This is a genomic window from Anaerosporobacter faecicola, assembly GCF_012070565.1.
Lineage (GTDB): Bacteria > Bacillota > Clostridia > Lachnospirales > Lachnospiraceae > Anaerosporobacter > Anaerosporobacter faecicola.
The window spans coordinates 78926-103400 of sequence record NZ_JAAQRO010000001.1; the positions used below are offsets into that span (position 1 = coordinate 78926).

Consider the following 24475-nt stretch of genomic DNA (forward strand, 5'->3'; position numbering starts at 1 on the left):
ATGGTACCCTAAAGGAGAATAGTTATGTCGATGATTACAAATGATTGGTTGAATCCATTAAACAATGAATTTCATAAATCGTATTATAAAGAGCTCTATCAATTTGTAAGAGAAGAATATATGACACATGTTATTTACCCACCTGCTGAAGATATATTTAATGCATTTCATTTTACACCACTTAGTAAAGTGAAAGTACTGTTGCTAGGACAAGATCCATATCATAACGTGAATCAAGCACATGGTCTTTCCTTCTCCGTTTTGCCAGAACAAAAAGAGATTCCACCTTCTTTACAGAATATATATAAAGAGATGCAGGATGATTGTGGGTGCTATATACCCAATAATGGTTATCTGAAAAAATGGGCGGATCAAGGAGTTTTATTGCTTAATACGGTACTTACCGTTCGTGCCCATCAAGCGAATTCTCATCAGGGAAGGGGCTGGGAGCAATTTACGGATGCTGTAATACAGGCAGTGAATGCACAGGATAGACCAATCGTGTATTTCTTATGGGGACGACCAGCGCAGTCGAAAAAGAAGATGTTAACGAATCCAAAACACTTGATTCTTGAAGCACCTCATCCAAGTCCATTGTCAGCATACCGAGGATTCTTTGGAAGCAAGCCATTTTCACAAGCCAATGCGTTCTTACAAGCAAACGGGATAGAACCGATAGATTGGCAGATTGAAAATATATAGGTTTAAACTCTCTGGGGGATTCGCACTGGCACATAAGGGTGATGTCAGCTAAAGCTGACTGTGCTCGGCGCGGAGTCAAAGTGTATTTGGAAGTTGTTATTAATGAGAGCGTGTCGAAGCACACTTTGTTATAAATAGAAGAGAATAGGGAAGCAGAAGAATAAAGAGAAATCTCCGATTACCACCGTAAACGAATGAAAAAAACGGTGGTGATCGGAGATTCTTTTTAGTTGTTTAGATTTTTATTTGCAGTTGAAAGCATTAATTTAATACGATTTAACTGATTTACTTCGCTGGCGCCTGGATCATAGTCAACAGCTACGATGTTGGAATCAGGGAAATTCTGTCGAAGAACTTTAATAACACCTTTTCCAACTACGTGATTTGGTAAGCAGGCAAATGGCTGCGTACAAACGATATTCTTTACATCAGAATGAATCAATTCGATCATTTCACCAGTTAAGAACCAACCTTCACCAGTTTGGTTACCAGTAGATACGTATTGCTCTGCAAGAGCAGCAATTTCCTGAATTGATTTTGGAGGTTCAAAACGTTTGCTTTCTCGCAATAGCTTTTTCATTTCGGTACGATAGCGTTCAATAAACCATATACCTAGGTTGTTCATATATGCTTCCTTCTTTGGTCTTCCTAGATAGCGAGACTTGTAATTCGCATTGTAGGAACAATAGAGGAAGAAATCAAGTAAATCGGGCATAACAGCCTCTGCACCTTCTGCTTCTAATAGTTCAACAAGATAATTATTAGCAGCAGGTAAGAATTTAACAAGGATTTCCCCAACAATACCAACTCTAGGCTTTTGAATATCTAATAATGGTAACTCATCAAAATCATGAATGATTCCACGTAAGTTTTTCTTGTATTCACTCTGTTTACCATTCTGAACGGATATAATACAACGTTCTTTCCACTTTTGGTATAGAGCATTTGCAGAACCTGCTTCTGCTTCATAAGGTCTAGTTTTGTAGAGTACTCGCATAAGGACATCTCCATATACAAGTGCCTGTAGTGCGCGGTTTACAGCAGCAGGCGTGAACTTGAATCCTGGATTCTTTTCAAGACCTACGGTATTGATGGAAACAACAGGGATATGTTCCATACCAGCTTTACGAAGCGCTCTACGTATGAAACTGATATAGTTCGTAGCACGACAACCACCACCAGTTTGCGTGATTACGACACCAACTTTATTCAAATCATATTTGCCAGATAGAAGAGCTTCCATAATTTGCCCAACTACCATTAAGGAAGGGTAACAAGCATCGTTATTAACGTACTTCAGACCTACATCAACGGCTGTTTTGTTGTCATTATCCAAAACAACAGCATTATAGCCAACGGAACGTAGGGCAGCCTGAACAAAATCAAAATGAATTGGTGACATCTGTGGGCAAAGTAAGGTGTATTCCTGTCTCATCTGCTCTGTAAATAGGACACGTTCATACGCAGTAGAGGTTTCTTTGATTTCTATATGTTTCTTCTCACGGTCACGAACAGCAGACAGAAGGGAACGAATACGTATTCTTGCTGCACCTAAATTGTTGACTTCGTCAATCTTAAGAACGGTATAGATTTTACCAGCGTCCATAAGAATATCGCTAACCTGATCCGTGGTAACGGCATCAAGTCCACAACCGAAAGAGTTTAGTTGTATTAATTCCAGATTTGGCATTGTTTTAACGTATGAAGCAGCAGCATATAATCTGGAGTGATACATCCATTGATCCATTACGATCAGTGGTCGATCGACTTTACCTAGATGGCTGACACTATCTTCAGTAAGTACAGCAACACCATAAGAGGTAATTAATTCTGGAATACCATGATTGATCTCGGGATCGATATGGTAAGGACGTCCCGCAAGTACAATTCCTTTGCGACCTGTTTCTTTAAGGTAAGCAATGGTTTCCTCCCCTTTTTTCTCGATATCTTTCTTTGCTTGAATCAACTCAGTCCAAGCAAGATGTGCAGCAGCTTTAATTTCAGCAGCTGGAATTTGATTGCTTTCAACGAATACTTCTACCAAGCGTTTGGTTAAGACTTCTTCGTTTGTAAATGCAAGGAATGGATTCTGATATTGAATGGTGTTTCCAGCTAATTCATCCACATTGTTCTTAATGTTTTCTCCATAAGAGGTAACAATTGGACAATTGAAATGGTTATTTGCACCTGGAATTTCATCTCGTTCATAAAATACACATGGATAGAAGATATAGTCAATTCCTTGTTTGATCAACCACATAACATGACCATGGGCTAATTTGGCAGGATAACATTCCGATTCACTAGGAATGGATTCGATGCCAAGTTCATAGATCTTACGGTTGGATTCGGGTGATAGGATCACACGATATCCAAGTTCGGTAAAGAATGTAAACCAGAATGGATAATTCTCGTACTGGTTCAGAACTCGTGGAATACCAACGGTTCCACGGTATGCTTTATCTTGTTCCAAAGGAGAATATTGAAACATTCTCTTTAATTTATACTCAAATAGATTTGGAATATTATCTTTATTCTTTGCTTTACCAATTCCACGTTCACAACGATTTCCTGAAATAAATTGTCTACCGCCAGAGAAACGATTGATTGTTAATAAACAGCTATTTGTACAACCTTTACAACGTGCCATAGAAGTTTCAAATTTCAGTTCATTGATTTTTTCAATAGTAAGCATGGTAGATTCGATACCAGGGGTATAGTGTTCCCTTGCAACAAGAGCTGCACCAAAAGCTCCCATGATACCGGCAATATCAGGGCGAACGGCATCTCGTCCTAAGATATTCTCAAAGCTTCGTAAAACAGCATCATTGTAGAAGGTACCACCTTGAACAACAACATTTTCACCAAGATCTTTTGGGTCCGCTAATTTGATTACTTTATAAATGGCATTCTTTATTACCGAATAAGCTAAACCAGCAGAGATGTCATCAACACCGGCACCTTCTTTTTGTGCCTGTTTTACTTTGGAATTCATGAAAACAGTACATCTAGAACCAAGATCAATTGGGTGTTTCGCGAATAAAGCAACTTTTGCAAAATCTGCTACTTCATAATTCAATGATTTTGCAAATGTTTCAATAAATGAGCCACAACCAGAAGAACAAGCTTCATTAAGTTGAACACTGTCAACGGTACCATTCTTGATCTTAATGCATTTCATATCTTGACCACCGATATCGATGATACAGTCTACGGTTGGTTCGAAGAATGCTGCAGCATAGTAATGGGAAACCGTTTCTACTTCACCTTCATCAAGTAACAAAGCAGCTTTGATCAGCGCTTCCCCGTAACCTGTAGAGCAGGAACGTACGATCTTAGCACTATCAGGTAAGATGCTGTAGATTTCTTTTATGGCTTTAATTGTAGTTTTAAGTGGACTACCGTTATTGTTACTATAGAAGGAGTAAAGAAGAGATCCATCTTCGCCAACTAAAGCCACTTTGGTAGTGGTTGAACCAGCATCAATACCAAGGAAGCAATCTCCTTCGTAAGTTGCAAGATCGGCTTTCATAACCGTATGTTTTGCATGTCTTGTTGTAAAAGCATCGTAATCTTCTTTAGAAGCAAAGAGGGGATCCATACGAGATACTTCAAATTCCATTTGAATCTTAGAAGATAATTTCTGTAACATGTCTTCCATTGTAGTCATGCCTTCGAATTTGCTACTTAATGCAGAACCAATAGCAGCAAATAAATGAGAATTATCTGGAGCAATGGTTGTCTCAGGTGTGAGATGCAAGGTACGAATGAAAGCTTTTTTTAATTCGGTTAAGAAATGAAGCGGTCCACCAAGAAATGCTACATTTCCACGAATCGGTTTACCACAAGCTAGTCCGCTGATTGTTTGATTGACAACAGCTTGGAAGATAGAAGCAGATAAATCTTCTTTCGTTGCGCCTTCATTGATCAAAGGCTGGATGTCAGATTTTGCGAATACGCCACAACGTGCTGCAATTGGATAGATTGCTTTGTAATTTTTAGCATATTCATTCAGACCGGGAGCATCTGTTTTCAAAAGAGTGGCCATCTGATCGATAAAGGATCCGGTACCACCTGCACAGATTCCATTCATTCTTTGATCAATTCCATTGGTGAAATATATAATCTTGGCATCTTCTCCGCCAAGCTCAATGGCAACATCAGTTTGTGGAGCATAATTTTGTAGAGCGGTTGATACAGCTACAACCTCCTGAATAAATGGAACATCAAGATGCTTAGACAAGGTAAGTCCACCGGACCCTGTGATAACGGGAGCGATGGAGCAGTTGCCAACTTTTTCATATGCTTTTTGTAAAAGAGTATGTAAAGTCTCTTGGATATTTGCATAATGTCGTTCATAATCGGAAAATAAAATCGTATGTTGATCGTCAAGTACTGCAATTTTAACAGTAGTTGATCCGATATCAATACCTAATGTATACGTTAAATTGTTCATTGTAACCAGCTTGCGCTGTCCCTCCTTAATATGTTCATACTACGAATCATCAATCGATCAACTTCACTGGGAAGTTATAAGAAACCTTATGGTTTAGAAAGTTAGATGTCATGTACGAATGTCATATAAGCATACAGCCTCTTAAGTAGGAGACTTTCTAGACCTATATGACGAAAATTCAAATAATCATGACTATTATACGACAAACTATGAAAATCTTCAACTTATTTCGTTTATAACAGTACTGTGATAAAGAGAGTATATAAATGGTTTGTCGTCCTGTGGGACAAAGATAGGAATGGAAACGATGAAAAAAAGACACATTCTGTTATGATTACGAATATATTAATAAGGTAGAAATAGTTTGAACATATATAATAGGAAAGGATAGAATGTATGAAGAACTTTGATAATTGTAATGGGATTGTACATGTAATCAAGAAAGGGGACTCGTTGTATACCATTAGTAAAAAATACAATGTTCCATTGGCTTCTATTATGCGTGCAAATCCGTATGCTGATGTATACAATCTTCAGATTGGTGATGAAATCTGTGTTCCTGTAACGAATATGGGCGGAATCGGCAATATAGGGACGGGAAATCGACCTGTAACACCAATGATTCCTAATGATACTGTCATGCACATGATTACGTATATCATTAAGGATGCAGAATCGTTGAAGGATATACTGGACAAATTCGATATGACGCTTGAAGATTTTATGGAAAACAATAACGCAGCTATGCTCCTCTTAAAACCAGGTATGACAATCAATATTCCTGATCGTCGTTCAAGAGAAGAAGAAGAGTAGGTGTAACAGAGTAAACGATAATGCAATACATTATTTTTTTATAAGCTGGTGAGATATTATACACTCACCAGCTTATTTTCTATAAAAGGCAAGTCCTCCGACATTCCTTTTATAGAAACCCTACGGGGTATGCGCACTCGCACATGATGTAGAAGTCAGCTGAAGCGTACGAAGTACACTTTGTTCCAGTAATTGAAAAAAAAGCATCACATAAAAAATTAGAACCGAAAAATTAGATATGTTTTACATAGAATATAATGGTAAATAATTTGTGCCTAAATAGTTTGACAAAAGGTAGTATTACACCATATAATGTATGAGGATTTAGATATAGATGAATTGAAAAACTGTTATGAGACATAAGAAAGGATGTGGGTTAGATGGAAGCTGGACCGAGTAGTTATCGGCGAATGACAGATTGCATTCGTTGTATTAAAGGACCTCAAAACAAAATAAAAACCACATATTTCTTAGGATACATAGATAACAGTTTCTAATTACAGGCAAATTGTAAGCTGTCGTCTGTGTTCTTAAGAATGTAGAACGGAGCGTACAATGATAGAAATATATAAGACATACGAAGATGGATTTCGGCAAATTAATGAATTTGAGGAAGGTTGCTGGATCCCATTGACGAATCCAACGGCAACGGAATTACTACGGGTATCCGAATATTATGATGTAGATATTAACGATCTACGTGCTCCTTTGGACGAAGAGGAGCGTTCTAGAATAGAGGTAGAAGACAAGTATACCTTAATCTTAGTTGATATTCCAACATTGGAGGAAAGAAACAACAAGGATCGTTATGTTACCATTCCTTTGGCAATCATCTTAGCAGAGGGAGCAATTATCACAATATGTTTGGAAGAAACTCCAATTCTGAGAGGATTCATTGATGGAAGAGTACGAGATTTTTTCACATTTAAGAAAACGAGATTTATCTTACAGATTCTTTATAAGAATGCAAGTGCATATCTGCAACATCTTCGCGTCATTGATCGAAAGAGTGAAGAAGTAGAGAAAAAATTACATGTATCTACAAAAAATAGAGAATTAATTGAACTACTGGAATTAGAAAAAAGCCTTGTTTACTTTACAACATCATTACGTGCAAACGAAGTTGTATTGGAGAAATTACTGAAGACAGAGAATATTAAGCAATATCCGGAAGATACAGATTTACTAGAGGATGTTATTATCGAAAATAAACAGGCGATAGAGATGGCAAATATCTATAGTGGAATCTTAAGTGGGACGATGGATGCATTTGCATCTGTTATCTCCAACAACTTGAATATTGTAATGAAGTTTCTTGCAACAGTAACCATTGTCTTATCCATACCGACAATGATTGCAAGCTTTTTTGGAATGAATTTTGTGAATATTCCAGGTGGAACAGCAAAATATGGTTTTTATATCGTAACGGCAGGCGCATTTGCTTTAACTGCTTTGGTTGCATTTGTATTAGCAAAGAAGGACTTATTCTAAGTGATGAAAGTAGAGTTGTCATATGGAATTGGATATGACAACTTTTTTTCTATAATAGGGTTTGGGTGTCAAAAGCCCTTATTTACTTTGAGGTCCGTCAATTTGCACTTTTAAGTTTGTCTAACATGTAATACAGGACATAGTTCACTCGCAACACGCTCTCGCTTGGATGAAGTTCGTAGTGGTACATAAGGCTCTAAAGTACAGAGCCAAAGTACCAACGACTTCATACAGTCGCTCATCAAACTATGTCCTGTATTACATGAGATTAGCTACTGTTTGTGCAAATTAACGAAAGAAAGTTTGACTAAGGGCTTTTGACACCCGAACCATAATAGGAAAGTCCTCCGACTTTCCTATTATAGAACCCTCCGGGGCAGGCGCACTCGCACAAGAGGTAGATGTCAGCTAAAGCTGACTGTGCTCGGCGAACAACGTGTACTTTGAAGCTGTTATAAGCGCGAGAGTGTACGAAAAAATAAAAGAATTCTCAAAAATCTGTGAAAATTTTAAATTATATTGACTTAAATAGGAAACTTCGTTATGCTAGTCCTAAGTTGTACAAATCAGTTAATTTAAATAAAGAGGTGTGTTAGAGATGAAATTCATAAATAAGTTAGAAAGAAAATTTGGTCGATACGCAATACAAGATCTAATGAAATACATTATCGTGCTGTATGTATTAGGTGCATTTTTATACTTGATCAACCCTTATTTCTATAATGCGTATCTAAGTTTAGATGTGGGAAAAGTATTAAAAGGACAGGTATGGAGATTAGTTACCTTTATTATTTATCCTGCTGATATGACTGGAAGCTTTGGAATCTTCTTCTTTGCAATCGAGATGTACTTATATTATATGATCGGTCGTAATTTGGAAAATGCCTGGGGTGCTTTTCGTTTTAATCTGTATTATATATCTGGTATTTTATTTAATGTAGTTGCTGCTTTTATTTTGTATTTTATCTTAGGTGTTGCTTACCCAATGGGACTTACCTATATTAATCGTTCCATGTTCTTTGCCTTTGCAGCAATTTATCCAAATATACAGTTCTTACTGTTTTTTGTCTTACCGGTTAAGGTAAAACACTTGGCATATATCTATGCAGCAATTATTGGCTATGATATTATTCGCTACATTCGTTATGCATTTGCAACCCCATTGGTTTACCTTAGAAATGCATACTTGGCAATGGCAGTTGCAATCATTGTTGCTTTATTGAACTTTATTATTTTCTTTTTTACAACAAGAAATTATAAGAGAATCTCACCAGCGGCACAAAGACGCCGTAAAGCATATCATAAGCAAGTGAATCGTTCTAAAACGATTACAAGACATAAATGCGCAGTCTGTGGCAGAACAGAGGAAGATGATGAAAATCTGGAATTCCGTTTCTGTTCCAAATGTGATGGAAATTATGAATACTGTATGGAACATCTCTTTACCCATACACATGTGAAAAAGTAACACGTATAGGAATGGAAAACAGATTTCAAACAAGAGAGAAGATGAATAAATAACTAATATTGTAAGAACCTAGGTACATGAACATGTTTCGTGTGCGTAGTGATTATATATGTAATTAGAATAGGATGGTAAAAAGAATGAACAAAAAAACAAAAATAATATGTACGATGGGACCTAACATGGACAATATTGAGAACATTCGCGCACTCGCAATGAATGGTATGGATATTGCAAGATTGAATTTCTCACATGGTGATTATGAAGAACATTTAAACAGAATCAACATGATCAAACAAGTTAGGGAAGAATTAGGATTACCAATCGCAATATTATTAGACACGAAAGGTCCTGAAATTAGAACTGGTCTTTTATGTAATGACGAAAAAGTTCAATTAGAAGAAGGACAAGATTTCGTCTTAACCACAGAAGAAATTATTGGTGATGTAAACCGCGTGTCTGTTACGTATGATCAACTTCCAGAAGATGTGAAAGAGGGAGATACCATTCTTATTGATGATGGTTTAATTGGTCTTTCTGTTGAAAAAGTGGCAGAAAAAGAAGTTATGTGTAAAGTAATTAACGGTGGTTTATTAGGTAGCCGTAAGGGTGTTAATATTCCAGGCGTAAGTGTTAAATTACCAGGAATTACACAAAAAGACCGTGAAGATATCATTTTTGCAATTAATCATGGTTTAGATTTTATTGCTGCATCCTTTGTTCGTAATGCAGATGCAATCCGCGAAATTCGTAAGGTATTAGCAGATTCGAATTCCGATATGGCGATCATTTCTAAAATTGAAAATGAAGAAGGAATTCAAAATATTGATGAGATTATTGAAGTTTCAGATGGTATCATGGTTGCAAGAGGAGATCTTGGTGTAGAAATTCCTGCAGCAGAAGTTCCATTTATTCAAAAAATGATTATTCAAAAGTGTAATGATGCATATGTTCCAGTTATTACAGCAACACAAATGTTAGATTCCATGATCCGTAATCCAAGACCTACGAGAGCAGAAGTAACGGATGTTGCGAACGCAATCTACGATGGAACTGATGCGATCATGTTATCTGGTGAAACAGCAATGGGTAAATACCCTGTTGAAGCATTAAAAACAATGGTTAGCATCGCAGTGGAAACAGAATCACATCTTGATTACGATGGAATCTTAGAGATGAACAGTCTTCATAGAAGTAAGAGCGTTTCAAGCGGAATCTGTTACTCAGCCGTAGCAACTGCAAGTAGCTTAAATGCAAAAGTAATAGCAGCATCTAGTTTCTCAGGCTATACAGCACGTTTAGTTTCCAAATTTAAACCAAAATCATTTGTTGTTGGTCTTTCACCATTAGAAAGAACATTAAGAAAAATGCAATTATACTGGGGAGTTCTTCCTGTTAAGATTAACGAAGTAAATTCCACAGACAATTTATTAGAAGAAGCAGTTGCTGACGTAAAAGAACGTGGATTTGTTGAAAAAGATGATGTTATGATCTTAACAGCTGGCGTTCCTGCAGGAAAAACTGGCGTTACGAACATGATTAAAGCTGTGATTATTGAAGATTAATTTTATAAAATCATCATATTGTACAATTTTATAAAAAATTAATAGTGGGCTGTCGAGTCAAAAATATGGAAATAATACCATTATTGGCTCGGCAGCCTATTGTAAATCGACATAAAATATGTGATAATTACTAAAAATTTATAAATTAATAAAAAAGTTATATGAAAAGGTAGCGTAGGGAGCATTTTGTTGATATAATAGAAGATAGTGATTTAATAAACATATGGAAATCACAATGAGGTCCTATTGTTAACGAAGTCCGTGACGAAATGTCGCAATCAATTTACTTAGCTGGCAGTATAAAATTACAAGGTGAGGTTTTGAAATATGAGTTTAAATGTACATCAATTACTAAAAAACATCAGAGATAATAAAGATAGTGAAGTGTATTTACCACAATACATGAATCAATCTTTATCAGCTTATTATAAATATTCTTTGGTAGATTTAACGATGAAATATGTTATGCTCTATGAAGTAATTTCTGAGAAGCATAACAAACAGACGGAACAAGTAAAGGATGTTTTGGAACAAGTTAATCAGTTAGTAAAAGATACTATGTTGTGTGTATTTGATGAAAGTACACGAGAAGCAAAAGTTGAAGAGATCGATAGCGTACGTAAAGAAATTATGTCTCGTATGAAATCGATTACTGCATATGCGGATATTATGCAATTATATGAATATGTATTAAATCGAATTGAAGATAAATTCGTTGATGAAGTAGAAGAGTTTAATACAGAAACATTTGTACAAGAAATCATCAGTTATATCTTCGCAAATAATGACAACGTAGTGATCAATACAAAAGTGCAAGAGATTATTGGACAGCTACCAGTAAGAATGACAAAATCAAAATATTTTGAATTGCTTGCAAATAGCATTTCCATTTACAAAGGAAATGAACGTAGTGCAGTGGATGGATATCTATATATGATTAAGTCTGCAGCTACATTGGAACGTCCAAAAGAGATGAAAAAGCAATTTCCTGATTTCTATAAAGCAATTACGACGATTGAATCTGCAGATTTCAAGAACTTAACAAAACCAGAATTCTACCGCTTGAATGGAATGGTTCAGGATCGTGCATTAGAGTTAGTTGATATCTCTGATTTGTACATGCAGTTACAAGAAATCGTAAACTGTTTATATGCATACAACATAGCAGTAGGTTACCAGAATGCAGATTTGAAAGAGGAAGCATTATGTAAAGAGTTGATCGGTTATGTAAACGAACAATTCTTAAACGGTGCACAAAATGAATTATCAAATGAGCAAATGGATAAGTTAACAAAATTAGAAGGTACAATGGAATCTTCTATGCATGAGATTAATATGCTTGAAGGCGGTTATGAGGATGTTATGACAATGTATGGTAAGAAATTAAAAGGCCTGATGCTTGATGCGCAAGCTGCATGTGTTACAACATGTATGAAGTTACTTGGCAACAGCTTGTTCATCGACTTGAATGCAAAGGTATCAACAAAAGTTGCTGATGACGCATATATTGAAAAAGTTACATCAACGATAATTAAGAACTTAACAAAGATGTTCGATAAAGTACCACAATCTGTTGTACGTGCAGTTATGGCAAGCTCTCTGAATAAGATGCCAGTATTCTTTAACAACTCAGATGAGATTGTAGAATATGTCACAAATTCAATGAATCAATGTAAAGATGTTGCTGAAAAGAATGCATGCTATAGTATCATAAAGGATATTATGGAGGAAGTATAGAATCAAACATGGCTGGAAAGGATACTGTCGCCTTGGTATGGAAATACCTTGTTCGGCAGTATCCTTGTTATACATAAATTTTGATTATTTTATTGGGATTTATAAACAGGTTCAATAGGTGCAGTCTATAACGTAAAAAGTATTGGTGATAATACGAAAACACATCATGTGTATGATGGGAGTATTGGGTCTGATCATTCAATTGAATAATTAGGAAAATACAAGTGTATACTTATAGATACTATTGTTGAATGGATGGGGGGATTGGAGTGATTACATGGTATGATTCGCTTTATATGGATGATCATATCCGTCAAAGAGCAACTCACGTGACACAGGCAATTGAGGATCATAAGAGATTACTTGGTGTATATTGTATTGCACTCGCCTCAAATGAAAAGAATTTATTTGATATTATTAATGTAAATGAATTGCTTTTTCAACATTATAGAAGAAATCAGATCTATATCATTGGTCTTGCACAAGGAAAAGAAAGTGCAAAAAAACTGGTAGCACGTATTATTGAAGATGTTTACAGGGAAACGAAGGATTTTAAAGCAAGAGAATATTTTGCAGAAGGTGGTAGGTGAAAGGACTAATGTTTCATGTCATACTCGTCATTTTAAAAGTCATAGGAATCATTTTAGGTGGACTCCTCGCTTTATTTCTCCTTCTACTTGGAATCGTCCTTTTTGTTCCTGTACGATATCGTATTCGTGCCACTAAATATGAAACAATACAAGTAAAGGCAAAAGCAAGTTGGCTTTGCCATATTATTGATGTGCGGTTCCGTTTTTATCAGGAAGAGGAAACATATTCGTATTGTATACGAATATTTGGGTATCCTTTTATCGATAGTAATCGACCACCAAGGGAAAGAAAAGAAAAGAAACCTCGAAGAACAAGGGAAGAAAAAAGAGCAGAAAAGAAAGAACGCAAGAATGCGTTGGATCAAAAGGTCATTAAGAAAGAAAAAGTTAGGGTCGATACAACAAGTAGTTCAAACACCAAGGAAATAGAAACGCAAAAACAAGTAGTTGTATTAAAGACGACCGAAGAAGCAAGAGGAAATACAGATACACAAGAAGTTAAAACAGAACTTATTAGGAATGAAACGGAATCAATCAAGTCTGTAAACAGAAACGAAGATTCCGAATTAATTGAATCTGAAAAAAATGTAGGTATTGTAAATGCAACAAAAGATATCGAGGAAACGGAGTCAGAAGTAATAAGAACAGAGATTACAACGTCATTGAAAGAAGTAGTTGAAGATGATATAGAAAAAGAATCAATTGTTCGTAAGATTTTGAAACCATTTCGTGTGTTCTACCAAAAAGTTGCTGCAATTCCAAGAAAGATAAAAGAAAGCATACAACGTCTTCGAAGAACGCTTCGAGCCATCAAAGATAAAGTACATCATGTGAAAGAGATGATTGCTTTGGTGAGAGCATTTTTCGATGACGAAGAGAATAGAAAAGGATTGAAATGTGTGTTTCACAGTTTGAAAAAGACGTTGAAACATATGTTGCCATATCGAATCAAAGGTATTTTACGTATTGGTTTAGAAGATCCGTGTGATACTGGTATGTTGTTAGGTGGTTTATCTATATTTTATCCACTGTATGAGAATAAGATAGAAATCATACCAGATTTTCAGGAAGAAGTGTTAGAAGGTAAAGTAGATGCTAAGGGGCGTATCCGAGCATGTACCTTATTTATTATAGGAATTAAACTTTTATTAGATGATAACTTTAAAAAATTGCTTAAGAATGCGAAAGAGTTAAAGGAGGAATTTTAATGGCTGACAATAGTTTTGGATCTACAGTTGAAGCATTATTCAAAGGAATGGATAGTTTCCTTACTACAAAAACAGTAGTGGGTGAAGCTGTTAAAGTGGAAGATGGAACGATCATTTTACCATTAGTTGATGTGAGTTTTGGTGTTGCTGCTGGAGCATTTTCTCAAGAAGACAAGAAGAAAAACAATGGCGGCGGAGGTATGGGAGGTAAGATTACTCCAAGTTCTGTTTTAGTTGTACAGAATGGTTCAGCAAGACTTGTTAATGTGAAAAATCAAGACAGTGTAACGAAGATTCTTGATATGGTTCCAGACTTTGTAAATCGTTTCACATCTGGAAAAGCAAAGCAAGATGGAACGGAACAAGCAGCTACTGACGAGAATACAACTGAGGCAGAATAAGGTCACTTGTTGCGACGTAAACAGGTATAGAATAAGCTCGAAAAATAGGTAAATAATAAATAGTACTTGCAAATATCTATGGTATGTGATAAAATATCTTTTGTTTGTAGGTCGTGTGACAAGATAATTGAAAATCAATGAAGTAAATTACCTTAAGGAGGTGCGTGACGTGGCTAAATGTGCTATTTGCCAAAAAGGTGCTCATTTTGGAAACAATGTGAGTCATTCACATAGAAGAAGCAACAAAATGTGGAAAACTAACGTGAAATCTGTTAAAGTTAATGTTAACGGTGCTGCTAAGAAGATGTATGTTTGTACTTCTTGCTTAAAATCTGGTTTAGTTGAACGTGCTTAATTTTTTATGATACGTGATAAAAAGGCTGTCTTATGTGCTATGAGAGTAGACTAAGACAGTTCTTTTTATTTTATCCATAAATAAAATCCTATGCAGAGCGAACGAAAATCGTTTTTATTCCAAACTATGCTTTATGGTAGGGAAGGCTTTGTTAATTACAGAATAAATTATATCCAAGGATTAGACATAATACGATTATTCCAATGGCAAGTAAGCCGTTTGTAATAAATAACATGAGTGTCATACCTATAGCAATCCAAAAAAGGATAAACCCAAACATTCTTTTCAAAAGAAATCACCTGTTTTTCGGTAGTCTATTACCGAATATGTTTTTACTAATATATTCAAAAGCTTGCGTATTATGAGAAAAAATAGTATAGTAACGTAGATCTTTTGTTATGAAATAGGAATTGAATGGATTGAACATCATAATACCTGAGGTTCTTCGTCTCAAAAAATGGTAATTCATGTATATAAACACTTAGAAATGTGGATATAATTGATATATAGGCTTTATTTTTTATTTAACTGTTTCCTTTTTATTAAAAAGAGGGTATAATATTCGAGTAAGAAAATGTGGATGAATTCCTATTGCTTGTATAATCGTGCCAGCGTTGTACGGGTATTGTATGGGAAGTGTTCATAGAATTAGGAATTGGAGGGTTAACTATGAAAGGACATATGAATACGCAGATGGGTGAAATCATGATTGATAACGAAGTAATTTCCAAGTATGCTGGTTCTGCCGCTGTAGAGTGTTTTGGTATTGTTGGAATGGCTTCTGTTAATGTCAAAGATGGTTTGGTTCGTCTACTGAAAAGAGATAGTCTTAGTCATGGCGTGAATGTCGTAATAGAAGACAATAATCTAACAATCGATATGCATATCATTGTTGCTTATGGAGTAAGCATTTCAGCAGTTACGGATAACTTGATCAGTAACGTTAAATATAAAGTAGAAGAATTTACAGGCATGAAAGTTGAGAAGATTAATGTATTTGTCGAAGGCGTACGTGTGCTCGACTAGTTAATTATAATAGACTTTTCTATGGTTTATTGCTAATTTAAGGAGGAACAAGCAAGTGGTTATGAATACATTAGATGCGGTTACACTTCAAAAGCTTTTCTTAGCTGGAGCAAAACGCATTGAAGCAAAGAAAGAATATATTAATGAATTGAACGTATTTCCTGTTCCAGATGGAGATACGGGTACCAATATGTCACTGACGATCATGGCAGCAGCTCGTGAAGTAAGTGCGATTGAAAATCCTACGATCCCAGTGTTAGCGAAAGCAATCTCGAGTGGTTCTTTACGTGGAGCTAGAGGTAATTCAGGAGTTATTCTTTCACAATTATTCCGTGGCTTTACGAAAGAAATTCAAGAACATGATGCAATTACAGTTGAGATTATGGCAAGTGCTTTTCAAAAAGCGGTTGAAACTGCATATAAAGCAGTTATGAAACCAAAAGAAGGAACAATATTAACAGTTGCCAGAGGTGGAGCAGAAAAAGCAGCTGAATTGGTTGGTAAGACAGATGATCTTGTAGCATTTGCTGAAGAAGTAATTGCACATATGGATACTGTTTTAGCACAGACGCCAGAGATGTTGCCTGTATTAAAAGAAGCAGGAGTTGTAGATTCCGGTGGACAGGGATTATTGGAAGTTTTGAAGGGTGCTTTTGATGCAATGCTTGGTAAAGAAGTTGATATTCGCATTGAAACGAAGAAAGCTCTTGGAAAAACGGAAGAAATTAATTCCACAGAACCAGTAGATATTAAATTCGGTTATTGTACAGAATTTATTATTATGTTAGAAAAAGAATATACGATGCAAACAGAGAACGAATTCAAATCTTATTTGGAATCGCTCGGTGATTCTATTGTAGTCGTATCAGACGATGATATCGTTAAGGTACACGTACATACGAATGACCCTGGACTTGCAATCCAGAAAGCATTAACGTATGGTTCCTTAACTAGTATGAAGATTGACAATATGCGAGAAGAGCATAATGAAAAACTAATAAAAGAAGCAGAAAAAGTAAAAGCAGCCACAGTGGAAAAGAAAAAAGATGAACCAATGAAAGATGTTGGTTTCATATCCGTATCCATTGGAGAAGGTGTGAATGAGATCTTCAAAGGACTTGGTGTTGATTATCTAATTGAAGGTGGACAGACAATGAATCCTAGTACAGAAGACATGTTGAATGCCATCGAACAAGTCAATGCAAAGACGATCTTCATTTTACCAAATAACAAAAACATTATTCTTGCTGCACAACAAGCAAAAGATTTAACAGAGGACAAAGAGATTATTGTAATCCCAACGAAGACAATTCCTCAGGGAATTACTGCGGTTATCAACTTTGTATATGATAAAACACCAGAAGAGAATGCACAAAGAATGATCGAAGAGATGGAACGTGTAAAATCTGGTCAAGTAACGTATGCAGTACGTGATACAACAATTGATGGAAAAGAGATTCATCAAGGAGATATCATGGGAATTGGTGATACAGCTATCTTAACAGTTGGTACTGCAATTAACAGTACTACGGTAGATCTGGTAAAATGCCTTGTTGATGATGAATCAGAATTGATCAGCTTATATTATGGTCAGGAAGTATCAGAAGAAGATGCCAATGTGGTAGCCGATGCAATCATGGAACAATATCCAGATGTTGATGTTGAAGTACACAGTGGTGGTCAACCAATTTACTATTATGTATTGTCTGTAGAGTAAGAGAATGCGAGAACGAAATAAAAACCGTAAGGTGATCATAGGATAAATAAAAAAGAGCATGATATAGATTTCCTTCTATGTAATGCTCTTTTTTGCGTGTGCTCTTAATACTTTTGATACATTTGCTCCTCTACTACAAAGGGAGAGTGCGTGTGTTTTCTTTGAAAAAGAAAAATCGAACACATATTCTTGTTAATCGAAATCTTCTATGTTACAATGAAGCTAATGGTGAATAGAAAATAAGATAAGATTTATAAAAGTAATCTAAGAAATGAAAAATCAAGAAGTGAGTAAATAAGAAATGAATGAAACGTAAGAAACGAAAAACAAAGAAACGAAACATCATAGAAATGAAGGAAGATAAAGAAATCAAGAAATCGAAAAGAATAAAGGAATGATAAAGCCAATAGCAGAAAGGGTGCAGAAAGCAATGTTACAAACCGACGCAATTAGTGTTGTAAAAGGAATCGGGGAAAAAACAGAAAAAGGATTGAATAAGCTGGGAATTGTAACGGTACAGGATATGTTAGAATATTACCCCAAAGCCTATGATATATACGGGAAACTTATGAATATTGATGAAATAGTGGAAGGAGAAATGGCTCTTTTCGTCGGCTATCTTTACATGAATGTAGAGACAAAACGAGTTCGACATCTGACGATTGCTTCCTGCCGTGTAAAAGATGCAACAGGTAGTATTGGACTAACTTGGTTTAATATGCCTTATATCAAGAATACCTTAAAAAGTGGTAGTTATTATATATTTCGGGGGAAGGCGCAACGTAAGAATGGCGTACTTGTAATTGAGCAGCCAAAGATTTTAACGAAAGAAGAGTACTATAACAAAAAGGATGTACTGCAACCGATTTATCCGTTGACCAATGGAATCACCAATCATTTGTTAAGTAAAACGGTACAGACAATCTTAGAAGAAGTGGATTTAACAGGAGATTTCTTGCCTTCTGCCATCCGTTCGGAGCATGGACTTGCTGATTATCGATTTGCAGTAAAACAGATTCATTTTCCAAAAGATAAAGAGAACATGATCAAAGCACGAAGACGTATTGTATTTAACGAGTTTTTTATGTTTACGTTAGCATTAACCTATATGAAAGAAGAAAAGAATAAGAGACTTAAGCGTGTGCCATATGAAACGGTAAAACAAACGGACCAATTATTGAATAGTCTGCCCTATGAACTTACGAATGCCCAGAAACGTGCTTGGGAGGAAATCAAACGAGATATGTGTACGGGATTAGTAATGAACCGCTTGGTACAAGGGGATGTTGGCTCAGGTAAAACGGTACTTGCAGCTTTGGCACTTGCTTTAAATGCAGAGAATGGGTATCAAGGTACCCTAATGGTTCCGACGGAAGTATTAGCGAAACAACATATGGAGTCCTTAAGCGAGCTCTATGCACCATTTGGAATAGGCTGTATTCTTCTTACTGGTTCTATGACAGCAAAAGAAAAGAGAATTGCTTACGAGAAGATTCAAAGGAATGAAGTATCTGTGATTATAGGTACGCATGCACTCATACAAGAAAGTGTCACTTACGGAAATCTTGGATTGGTGATCACGGATGAACAGCATCGTTTTGGTGTAAAGCAAAGAGAAGTGCTTTCTCAAAAAGGAGAGAATCCGCATGTGTTGGTTATGAGTGCTACACCAATACCTAGAACCCTTGCGATTATACTGTATGGGGATCTAGATATTTCCGTTGTGGATGAATTACCAGCAAACCGTTTACCAATTAAGAACTGCGTCGTTAATACAGAATATCGTACAACCGCATATCATTTTATTGAAAAACAAGTGCAGGAAGGTAGACAAGCATATGTAATCTGTCCTATGGTGGAAGAAAGTGAGACGATGGAGGCGGAGAATGTAATAGCATATACCCAGAAGATACAGGAGGCTTTACCACCATGTATTCGGGTGGAATATCTTCATGGAAAGATGAAAGCAAAAGAGAAGAATGAGATTATGGAACAGTTTGCTCGGAATGAGATTCATGTATTAGTCTCTACGACAGTAATTGAGGTTGGAGTTAACGTACCGAATGCAACGGTAATGATGATTGAAAATGCAGAACGCTTTGGGCTTGCACAGCTACATCAATTACGTGGGCGGGTAGGGCGTGGAAAATACCAGTCCTATTGCATCTTAGTAAGCGGCTCAAGAAGTAAGGAAACAAAGAAGCGATTGGAGATCCTAAATACTTCGAATGATGGTTTTTATATTGCAGGAGAAGATTTGAAACTGAGAGGTCCAGGGGATCTTTTTGGAATCAGGCAAAGTGGTGAAATGGAATTTAAACTAGCAGATATCTATAATGATGCTACCGTATTAAAAGAAGCCAATGAAACTGCAAAAAATATGACGATTAAAGAGATTCAACAGTTGTGTAGTAAGAATGAACGATTCCGTAAACAATTGGAGAATTATTTGGGAACAATTTTGTAAACGTCATTGTTATTAATGTTTGAATGTGATTATTTGAATATGGATTATGAATACCCAGGTAGAGAAAACGCAAAGTTTTCGCTACCTGGGTATTTTTGCGTATGTGAATCGTACATGGAAGGCAGAATGTAATGCAATAATGGGTATTAATAAGATCTAATCAGTACAAAAAAAACAAGAAATCGTGCGAGCGGATAAAACAATATGGTTGTTAATATGACGGCGAGAGAGAAAAAACGTTGCAATATGACACAAAAATAGCAAAAATAACATGGAAAAAATTTACAGAATAATTTGAAATGACGGGTATGAGATGTTATAATAGACAAAACAAAGGAAATATATGGAAATTAATCATGCTTTTAGGAGTATATGATTGTATTTGAGATTGTAGAGAGGTATGGTATGGAATTCTATAGTAAGAAACGAAAACGATTGGGAGATTTATTAATTGCAAGTGATTGTATAACCCAAGCGCAGTTAGAAGAAGCTTTGACGAAACAAAAAGAGACGCATAAAAAACTAGGGGAAACGTTAATTGAACTCGGGTTAATATCAGAAGCAGATATTGTAGAGGCATTACATACACAATTGGGACTTGATGTTGTAAAACTTGGTCGTGTTCGAATTGAAGAAGCAATCATTCATCTAGCAAATGAAAATATTTTAAGAAAATACCAGATGATGCCGTTTGCGTTTAAGGAGGACAATCCTAACGTACTTCGAGTCGCTATGGCTGATCCACTGGATATTGTTGCAGTAGATGATTTGGCAATCGTGACCAATTATCAAATCGAAGTAGTTGTATCTACACCGACAGAAATCATTTCAACTATTGAAAAATATTATGGAAATGCAGAAGCAATGGCAGTTGCGGAACGTTACAGCAAAGAAAGAGAAACACTTTATCAATCTCAGGAGGAGAAGGAAGAAGAAACAAACGATGTCCTGAACGCTCCAATTGTATTATTGGTGAAGAAGATCATTGAACAAGCAGTGAGACAGCGTGCAAGTGATATTCATATTGAACCATTAAAAGAATGCATACGTGTACGCTACCGTATTGATGGTGTATTGACCGAGGTCATGAAGTATGATTTGTCCTTGCTGTCGGCATTAGTTGCGCGCATTAAAGTAATTGGAGAAATGGATATCTCAGAAAAGAGAAAGCCACAAGATGGGCGAATTACAAGCATAATTGATAAGAAAGAATATGATATACGAGTTTCTGTATTGCCTACGGTATATGGAGAAAAGATTGTTATGAGAATCACAGCAAAAGATGGGTTAACAAAGAGTAAGATTGAGTTGGGATTTTCCTCAGAGGAAATGGACAAGTTCAATCGAATCCTATCCAATCCATATGGAATCATATTAGTTACAGGTCCAACAGGAAGTGGAAAATCTACAACACTGTATACCGCTTTGAGTGAATTGAATCAGGAGGATGTCAATATCATTACGGTAGAAGACCCTGTAGAAGCAAACATAGATGGTGTGAATCAGGTTCAAGTCAATACAAAAGCGGAGCTTACATTTGCAACTGCCTTGCGTTCCATATTGCGTCAAGACCCGGATATTATCATGATTGGTGAAATGAGAGATAGTGAAACAGCACAAATTGCGGTTAAAGCTTCCATAACAGGTCATCTTGTCGTGAGTACCCTACATACCAATGATTCAGCAGGTAGTATTATTCGATTAATTGATATGGGGATTGAACCTTATCTTATTGCAGATTCTGTTGTTGGGGTAATTGCACAACGCTTGGTACGAAGATTGTGTCCATATTGTAAGAAGGAAAAGATAGCGGATGCAGTAGAACAGCGTGTGTTGGGAACAAAAGAAGAAGTTACAATCTATGATCCTTGTGGATGCCATATGTGTAATGACACAGGATATCTTGGGCGAATCGGTGTTTATGAGATTATGCCCATCACCCCCTCGATTAAAGAGAGCATAAGTCAAAAGGCAAGTTTGGAAGCGATAAAGAAAACTGCAGAAAAGGAAGGGTTGGTTACCTTATATCAAGCAGGCGTTTTGCATGTACTGAATGGAATAACTTCAGTCTCCGAATTAATGAAGATTATAGCAAAAGTGTAATACGTTGACAAGGAAAGGGGTGGTGAATAATTATGACAATTGATCATTTGTTAACTCGTGCAAAAGAGTTAGGAGCATCGGACTTACATATTACCGTTGGTATATCCCCGAAATGTCGTGTGAATGGTAGATTATATGATTTGGAATTACCCAAACTGGTACCTACGGACACCGATGCCATTGTGAAACCAATGTTAAATACTCGTTTGGAAGAACGGTTAGCAGAGTATGGAGAAGTAGATTTCTCTTATTCCATACCTAATCTAGGAAGATATCGTGTAAATGTATTTAAACAACGTGGATCCTATGCGGCGGTTTTACGATTGGTAGGGACAAAGGTTCCTACACCGGAATCTTTAGGAATACCAGAATCCGTTATTGATCTTGCGCAGAAGAAACGAGGATTGATTCTAGTTACAGGTCCAACTGGAAGTGGAAAATCAACCTCTTTGGCCGCATTAATTGATCTGATCAATAGTAATTATAGTCAACATATCATCACCTTGGAAGATCCCATTGAGTATCTCCATTCACATAAAAAATCCATCGTAAACCAGAGAGAGGTAGGACTGGATACGAATAATTATGCCAATGCACTACGAGCTGCATTACGAGAGGACCCCGATGTGATTCTTGTAGGAGAGATGAGAGATTTGGATACCATTTCTATAGCAATTACTGCTGCGGAGACAGGCCATTTGGTTTTCTCAACCTTACATACCATAGGAGCTGCTAGTACGATTGATCGTGTGATTGATGTATTTCCGTCTTCTCAGCAGCAACAGATTCGAATTCAGCTTGCAACAGTTTTGGAATCGGTGATCTCTCAGCAGCTGATACCAAAAGAAAATGGAAAAGGGCGAGTGGCGGCATTTGAAGTGATGCATGCCACCAGTGCCATTAAGAATCTGATACGGGAAGCAAAAACGTACCAGATTAATTCTGTAATACAGACGAATAAGAAAATGGGAATGCAGACAATGGATGATCATTTATTTGATTTGTGTACGAATCGGGAGATTAGTATAGATGATGCATTGCTGTTTGCACAGGATCGTGCAGCTTTAGAGAGGAGGTTGTTCTAATGGCTAGTTTTTCATATGTTGTCATTGATAAGAAAGGGAAAGAGTCAAAGGGTGCAATGGAAGCAATCAATGAGGAAAAAGTAAATCGTTCTCTTCGCGCAGCAGGTTATATTCCAATATCGATTGTACCACAGAACGTCTTTACGAAAGATATTAATGTGAGTATTGGAAATCCTATTAAAGCGAGAGATTTAAGTGCATTCTGCAGACAGTTTTGTAGCATTTTGTCTGCTGGGGTATCAATTACAACTTCTTTGCATATGTTAGAAGAGCAAACAGAAAAAAAAGTGATGAAACAAGCGATAACATCCGTACGTGAGAATGTAGAAAGAGGGGAGACGTTAGCAGATGCCATGCGTAGGCAAGGGAAGGTCTTTCCACCGATCTTGATCAATATGGTTGAAGCGGGAGAAACTTCAGGAAGTTTAGAAGGTTCTCTAGAAAGAAGTGCGATTCACTTTGAAAAAGAAGCAAAATTGAAGGCATTGATGAAGAAGGCAATGATCTATCCAACCGTTGTTGCTTGTGTTGCTGTTCTTGTTATTATCATCATGTTATCTTATGTCATACCAAAATTTCTTACCATGTTCTCTCAGATGAATGTAGAGATGCCATTGCCAACAAGGATGGTAATCGCAATGAGTGAATTTATGCAACATAAATGGTATGTAGTAATCCTGGTAGTTACAGTAGTAATTCTAGCTATAAAAGGATTTCAGACATTACCAAACGGAGAACGTCTATTTGCACATATGGCACTACGAATACCATTGTTTGGAAAACTAAAGAAAAAGAATGCCTGTGCTCGTTTGGCAAGAACATTGAGTACATTAACTCGTTCTGGTATTTCTCTGATTGATGCTGTGGAAATTACAGCACGAACAATGGAAAATGTAGAATTGAAACAAATCTTACTGAATGCAAAGGAAGAAGTGGCAAGAGGAATTCCATTATCCCTGCCATTGAAAGAATCGGGGATTTTTCCACCAATGATCTATCAGATGATCAGTATCGGGGAAGAAACTGGTAATCTAGAAGATATGTTGGATTGTGTTGCAGATTATTTTGAAGAAGAAGTGGAGATGGGAACAGAATCACTGACTACCATATTGGAACCATTGATCATTGTATTCTTAGCTTTGATCGTCGGATTCTTAGTCATCTCTATTATGTTGCCAATGGTTACTGTATATAAAGGTATTGATAGTATGTAACGATACTGAGCTGAGCAATTCTGAAACTAGTAATGTTTGTATTAGGTAACATGGTTATTACCATGTTTTTGTTACAGATA

Annotated in this window: 17 protein-coding genes; 16 read left to right on the top strand and 1 reads right to left on the bottom strand. The window is 36.3% G+C overall.

Annotated features, from left to right (window positions below; all coding sequences use genetic code 11):
- Positions 1-24: 24 nt before the first annotated feature.
- Positions 25-702, top strand: coding sequence for a uracil-DNA glycosylase (locus HBB17_RS00300; protein ID WP_167954704.1), 678 nt, complete (start codon positions 25-27; stop codon positions 700-702).
- A 226-nt stretch (positions 703-928) separates the two neighbouring features.
- Here HBB17_RS00300 and HBB17_RS00305 read toward each other — a convergent pair whose 3' ends face one another.
- On the bottom strand, positions 929-5158 hold the full coding sequence (locus HBB17_RS00305) for a 2-hydroxyacyl-CoA dehydratase (protein ID WP_167954706.1): 4230 nt from the start codon (positions 5156-5158) through the stop codon (positions 929-931).
- Positions 5159-5554: 396 nt separating this feature from the next.
- Here HBB17_RS00305 and HBB17_RS00310 point away from each other — a divergent pair, with 396 nt between their 5' ends.
- The 15 genes from HBB17_RS00310 to HBB17_RS00380 all read left to right on the top strand — a co-directional run bounded on the left by HBB17_RS00310 (position 5555) and on the right by HBB17_RS00380 (position 24395).
- Positions 5555-5971 (top strand): LysM peptidoglycan-binding domain-containing protein, encoded by a 417-nt coding sequence (locus HBB17_RS00310; protein ID WP_167954708.1) that lies wholly within the window; start codon positions 5555-5557, stop codon positions 5969-5971.
- Positions 5972-6526: 555 nt separating this feature from the next.
- Entirely contained in the window at positions 6527-7462 is a 936-nt protein-coding gene (locus HBB17_RS00315; protein ID WP_167954710.1) for a magnesium transporter CorA family protein, read from the top strand.
- 598 nt (positions 7463-8060) lie between these two features.
- A complete protein-coding gene (locus tag HBB17_RS00320) occupies positions 8061-8930 on the top strand; it encodes a hypothetical protein (protein WP_167954712.1) in 870 nt (289 codons plus the stop codon).
- A 137-nt stretch (positions 8931-9067) separates the two neighbouring features.
- Positions 9068-10492, top strand: a complete 1425-nt coding sequence (gene pyk, locus HBB17_RS00325; RefSeq protein ID WP_167954714.1) for a pyruvate kinase — start codon at positions 9068-9070, stop codon at positions 10490-10492.
- A gap of 327 nt (positions 10493-10819) precedes the next feature.
- Entirely contained in the window at positions 10820-12229 is a 1410-nt protein-coding gene (locus HBB17_RS00330; protein ID WP_167954716.1) for a hypothetical protein, read from the top strand.
- A gap of 269 nt (positions 12230-12498) precedes the next feature.
- Complete coding sequence (locus HBB17_RS00335; protein WP_167954717.1) at positions 12499-12819, top strand: hypothetical protein; 321 nt, start codon at positions 12499-12501, stop codon at positions 12817-12819.
- Positions 12816-14027 carry a DUF2953 domain-containing protein gene (locus HBB17_RS00340; RefSeq protein WP_167954719.1) on the top strand — a complete coding sequence of 404 codons (1212 nt, stop codon included), beginning with the start codon at positions 12816-12818 and terminating at the stop codon, positions 14025-14027. Before HBB17_RS00335 ends, HBB17_RS00340 begins: the two co-directional genes overlap by 4 nt.
- Positions 14027-14428 carry a GerW family sporulation protein gene (locus HBB17_RS00345; RefSeq protein ID WP_167954721.1) on the top strand — a complete coding sequence of 134 codons (402 nt, stop codon included), beginning with the start codon at positions 14027-14029 and terminating at the stop codon, positions 14426-14428. The genes HBB17_RS00340 and HBB17_RS00345 overlap by 1 nt, the downstream gene beginning before the upstream one ends.
- Before the next feature lie 169 nt (positions 14429-14597).
- Positions 14598-14783 (top strand): 50S ribosomal protein L28, encoded by a 186-nt coding sequence (gene rpmB / locus HBB17_RS00350; protein WP_167954722.1) that lies wholly within the window; start codon positions 14598-14600, stop codon positions 14781-14783.
- Between the two features lie 669 nt (positions 14784-15452).
- Positions 15453-15809 carry an Asp23/Gls24 family envelope stress response protein gene (locus tag HBB17_RS00355; protein ID WP_167954724.1) on the top strand — a complete coding sequence of 119 codons (357 nt, stop codon included), beginning with the start codon at positions 15453-15455 and terminating at the stop codon, positions 15807-15809.
- 55 nt (positions 15810-15864) lie between these two features.
- Positions 15865-17526: a DAK2 domain-containing protein gene (locus HBB17_RS00360; protein ID WP_167954726.1), complete on the top strand. Its 1662-nt coding sequence runs from the start codon at positions 15865-15867 to the stop codon at positions 17524-17526.
- A 394-nt stretch (positions 17527-17920) separates the two neighbouring features.
- Entirely contained in the window at positions 17921-19993 is a 2073-nt protein-coding gene (gene recG / locus HBB17_RS00365) for an ATP-dependent DNA helicase RecG (protein WP_238483637.1), read from the top strand.
- A gap of 372 nt (positions 19994-20365) precedes the next feature.
- Complete coding sequence (locus HBB17_RS00370) at positions 20366-22096, top strand: GspE/PulE family protein (protein ID WP_238483638.1); 1731 nt, start codon at positions 20366-20368, stop codon at positions 22094-22096.
- A 32-nt stretch (positions 22097-22128) separates the two neighbouring features.
- On the top strand, positions 22129-23181 hold the full coding sequence (locus tag HBB17_RS00375) for a type IV pilus twitching motility protein PilT (protein WP_167954727.1): 1053 nt from the start codon (positions 22129-22131) through the stop codon (positions 23179-23181).
- Positions 23181-24395, top strand: coding sequence for a type II secretion system F family protein (locus tag HBB17_RS00380; protein WP_167954729.1), 1215 nt, complete (start codon positions 23181-23183; stop codon positions 24393-24395). The genes HBB17_RS00375 and HBB17_RS00380 overlap by 1 nt, the downstream gene beginning before the upstream one ends.
- Positions 24396-24475 lie beyond the last annotated feature (80 nt).

What these genes read in the sequence shown, in the direction of transcription:
- HBB17_RS00300 (WP_167954704.1), top strand. Translation starts at nt 25, where the DNA reads ATGTCGATGATTACAAATGATTGGTTGAATCCATTAAACAATGAATTT.
- HBB17_RS00305 (WP_167954706.1), bottom strand. Translation starts at nt 5,158, where the DNA reads ATGAACAATTTAACGTATACATTAGGTATTGATATCGGATCAACTACT.
- HBB17_RS00310 (WP_167954708.1), top strand. Translation starts at nt 5,555, where the DNA reads ATGAAGAACTTTGATAATTGTAATGGGATTGTACATGTAATCAAGAAA.
- HBB17_RS00315 (WP_167954710.1), top strand. Translation starts at nt 6,527, where the DNA reads ATGATAGAAATATATAAGACATACGAAGATGGATTTCGGCAAATTAAT.
- HBB17_RS00320 (WP_167954712.1), top strand. Translation starts at nt 8,061, where the DNA reads ATGAAATTCATAAATAAGTTAGAAAGAAAATTTGGTCGATACGCAATA.
- pyk (WP_167954714.1), top strand. Translation starts at nt 9,068, where the DNA reads ATGAACAAAAAAACAAAAATAATATGTACGATGGGACCTAACATGGAC.
- HBB17_RS00330 (WP_167954716.1), top strand. Translation starts at nt 10,820, where the DNA reads ATGAGTTTAAATGTACATCAATTACTAAAAAACATCAGAGATAATAAA.
- HBB17_RS00345 (WP_167954721.1), top strand. Translation starts at nt 14,027, where the DNA reads ATGGCTGACAATAGTTTTGGATCTACAGTTGAAGCATTATTCAAAGGA.
- HBB17_RS00355 (WP_167954724.1), top strand. Translation starts at nt 15,453, where the DNA reads ATGAAAGGACATATGAATACGCAGATGGGTGAAATCATGATTGATAAC.
- recG (WP_238483637.1), top strand. Translation starts at nt 17,921, where the DNA reads ATGATAAAGCCAATAGCAGAAAGGGTGCAGAAAGCAATGTTACAAACC.
- HBB17_RS00370 (WP_238483638.1), top strand. Translation starts at nt 20,366, where the DNA reads ATGATTGTATTTGAGATTGTAGAGAGGTATGGTATGGAATTCTATAGT.
- HBB17_RS00375 (WP_167954727.1), top strand. Translation starts at nt 22,129, where the DNA reads ATGACAATTGATCATTTGTTAACTCGTGCAAAAGAGTTAGGAGCATCG.
- HBB17_RS00380 (WP_167954729.1), top strand. Translation starts at nt 23,181, where the DNA reads ATGGCTAGTTTTTCATATGTTGTCATTGATAAGAAAGGGAAAGAGTCA.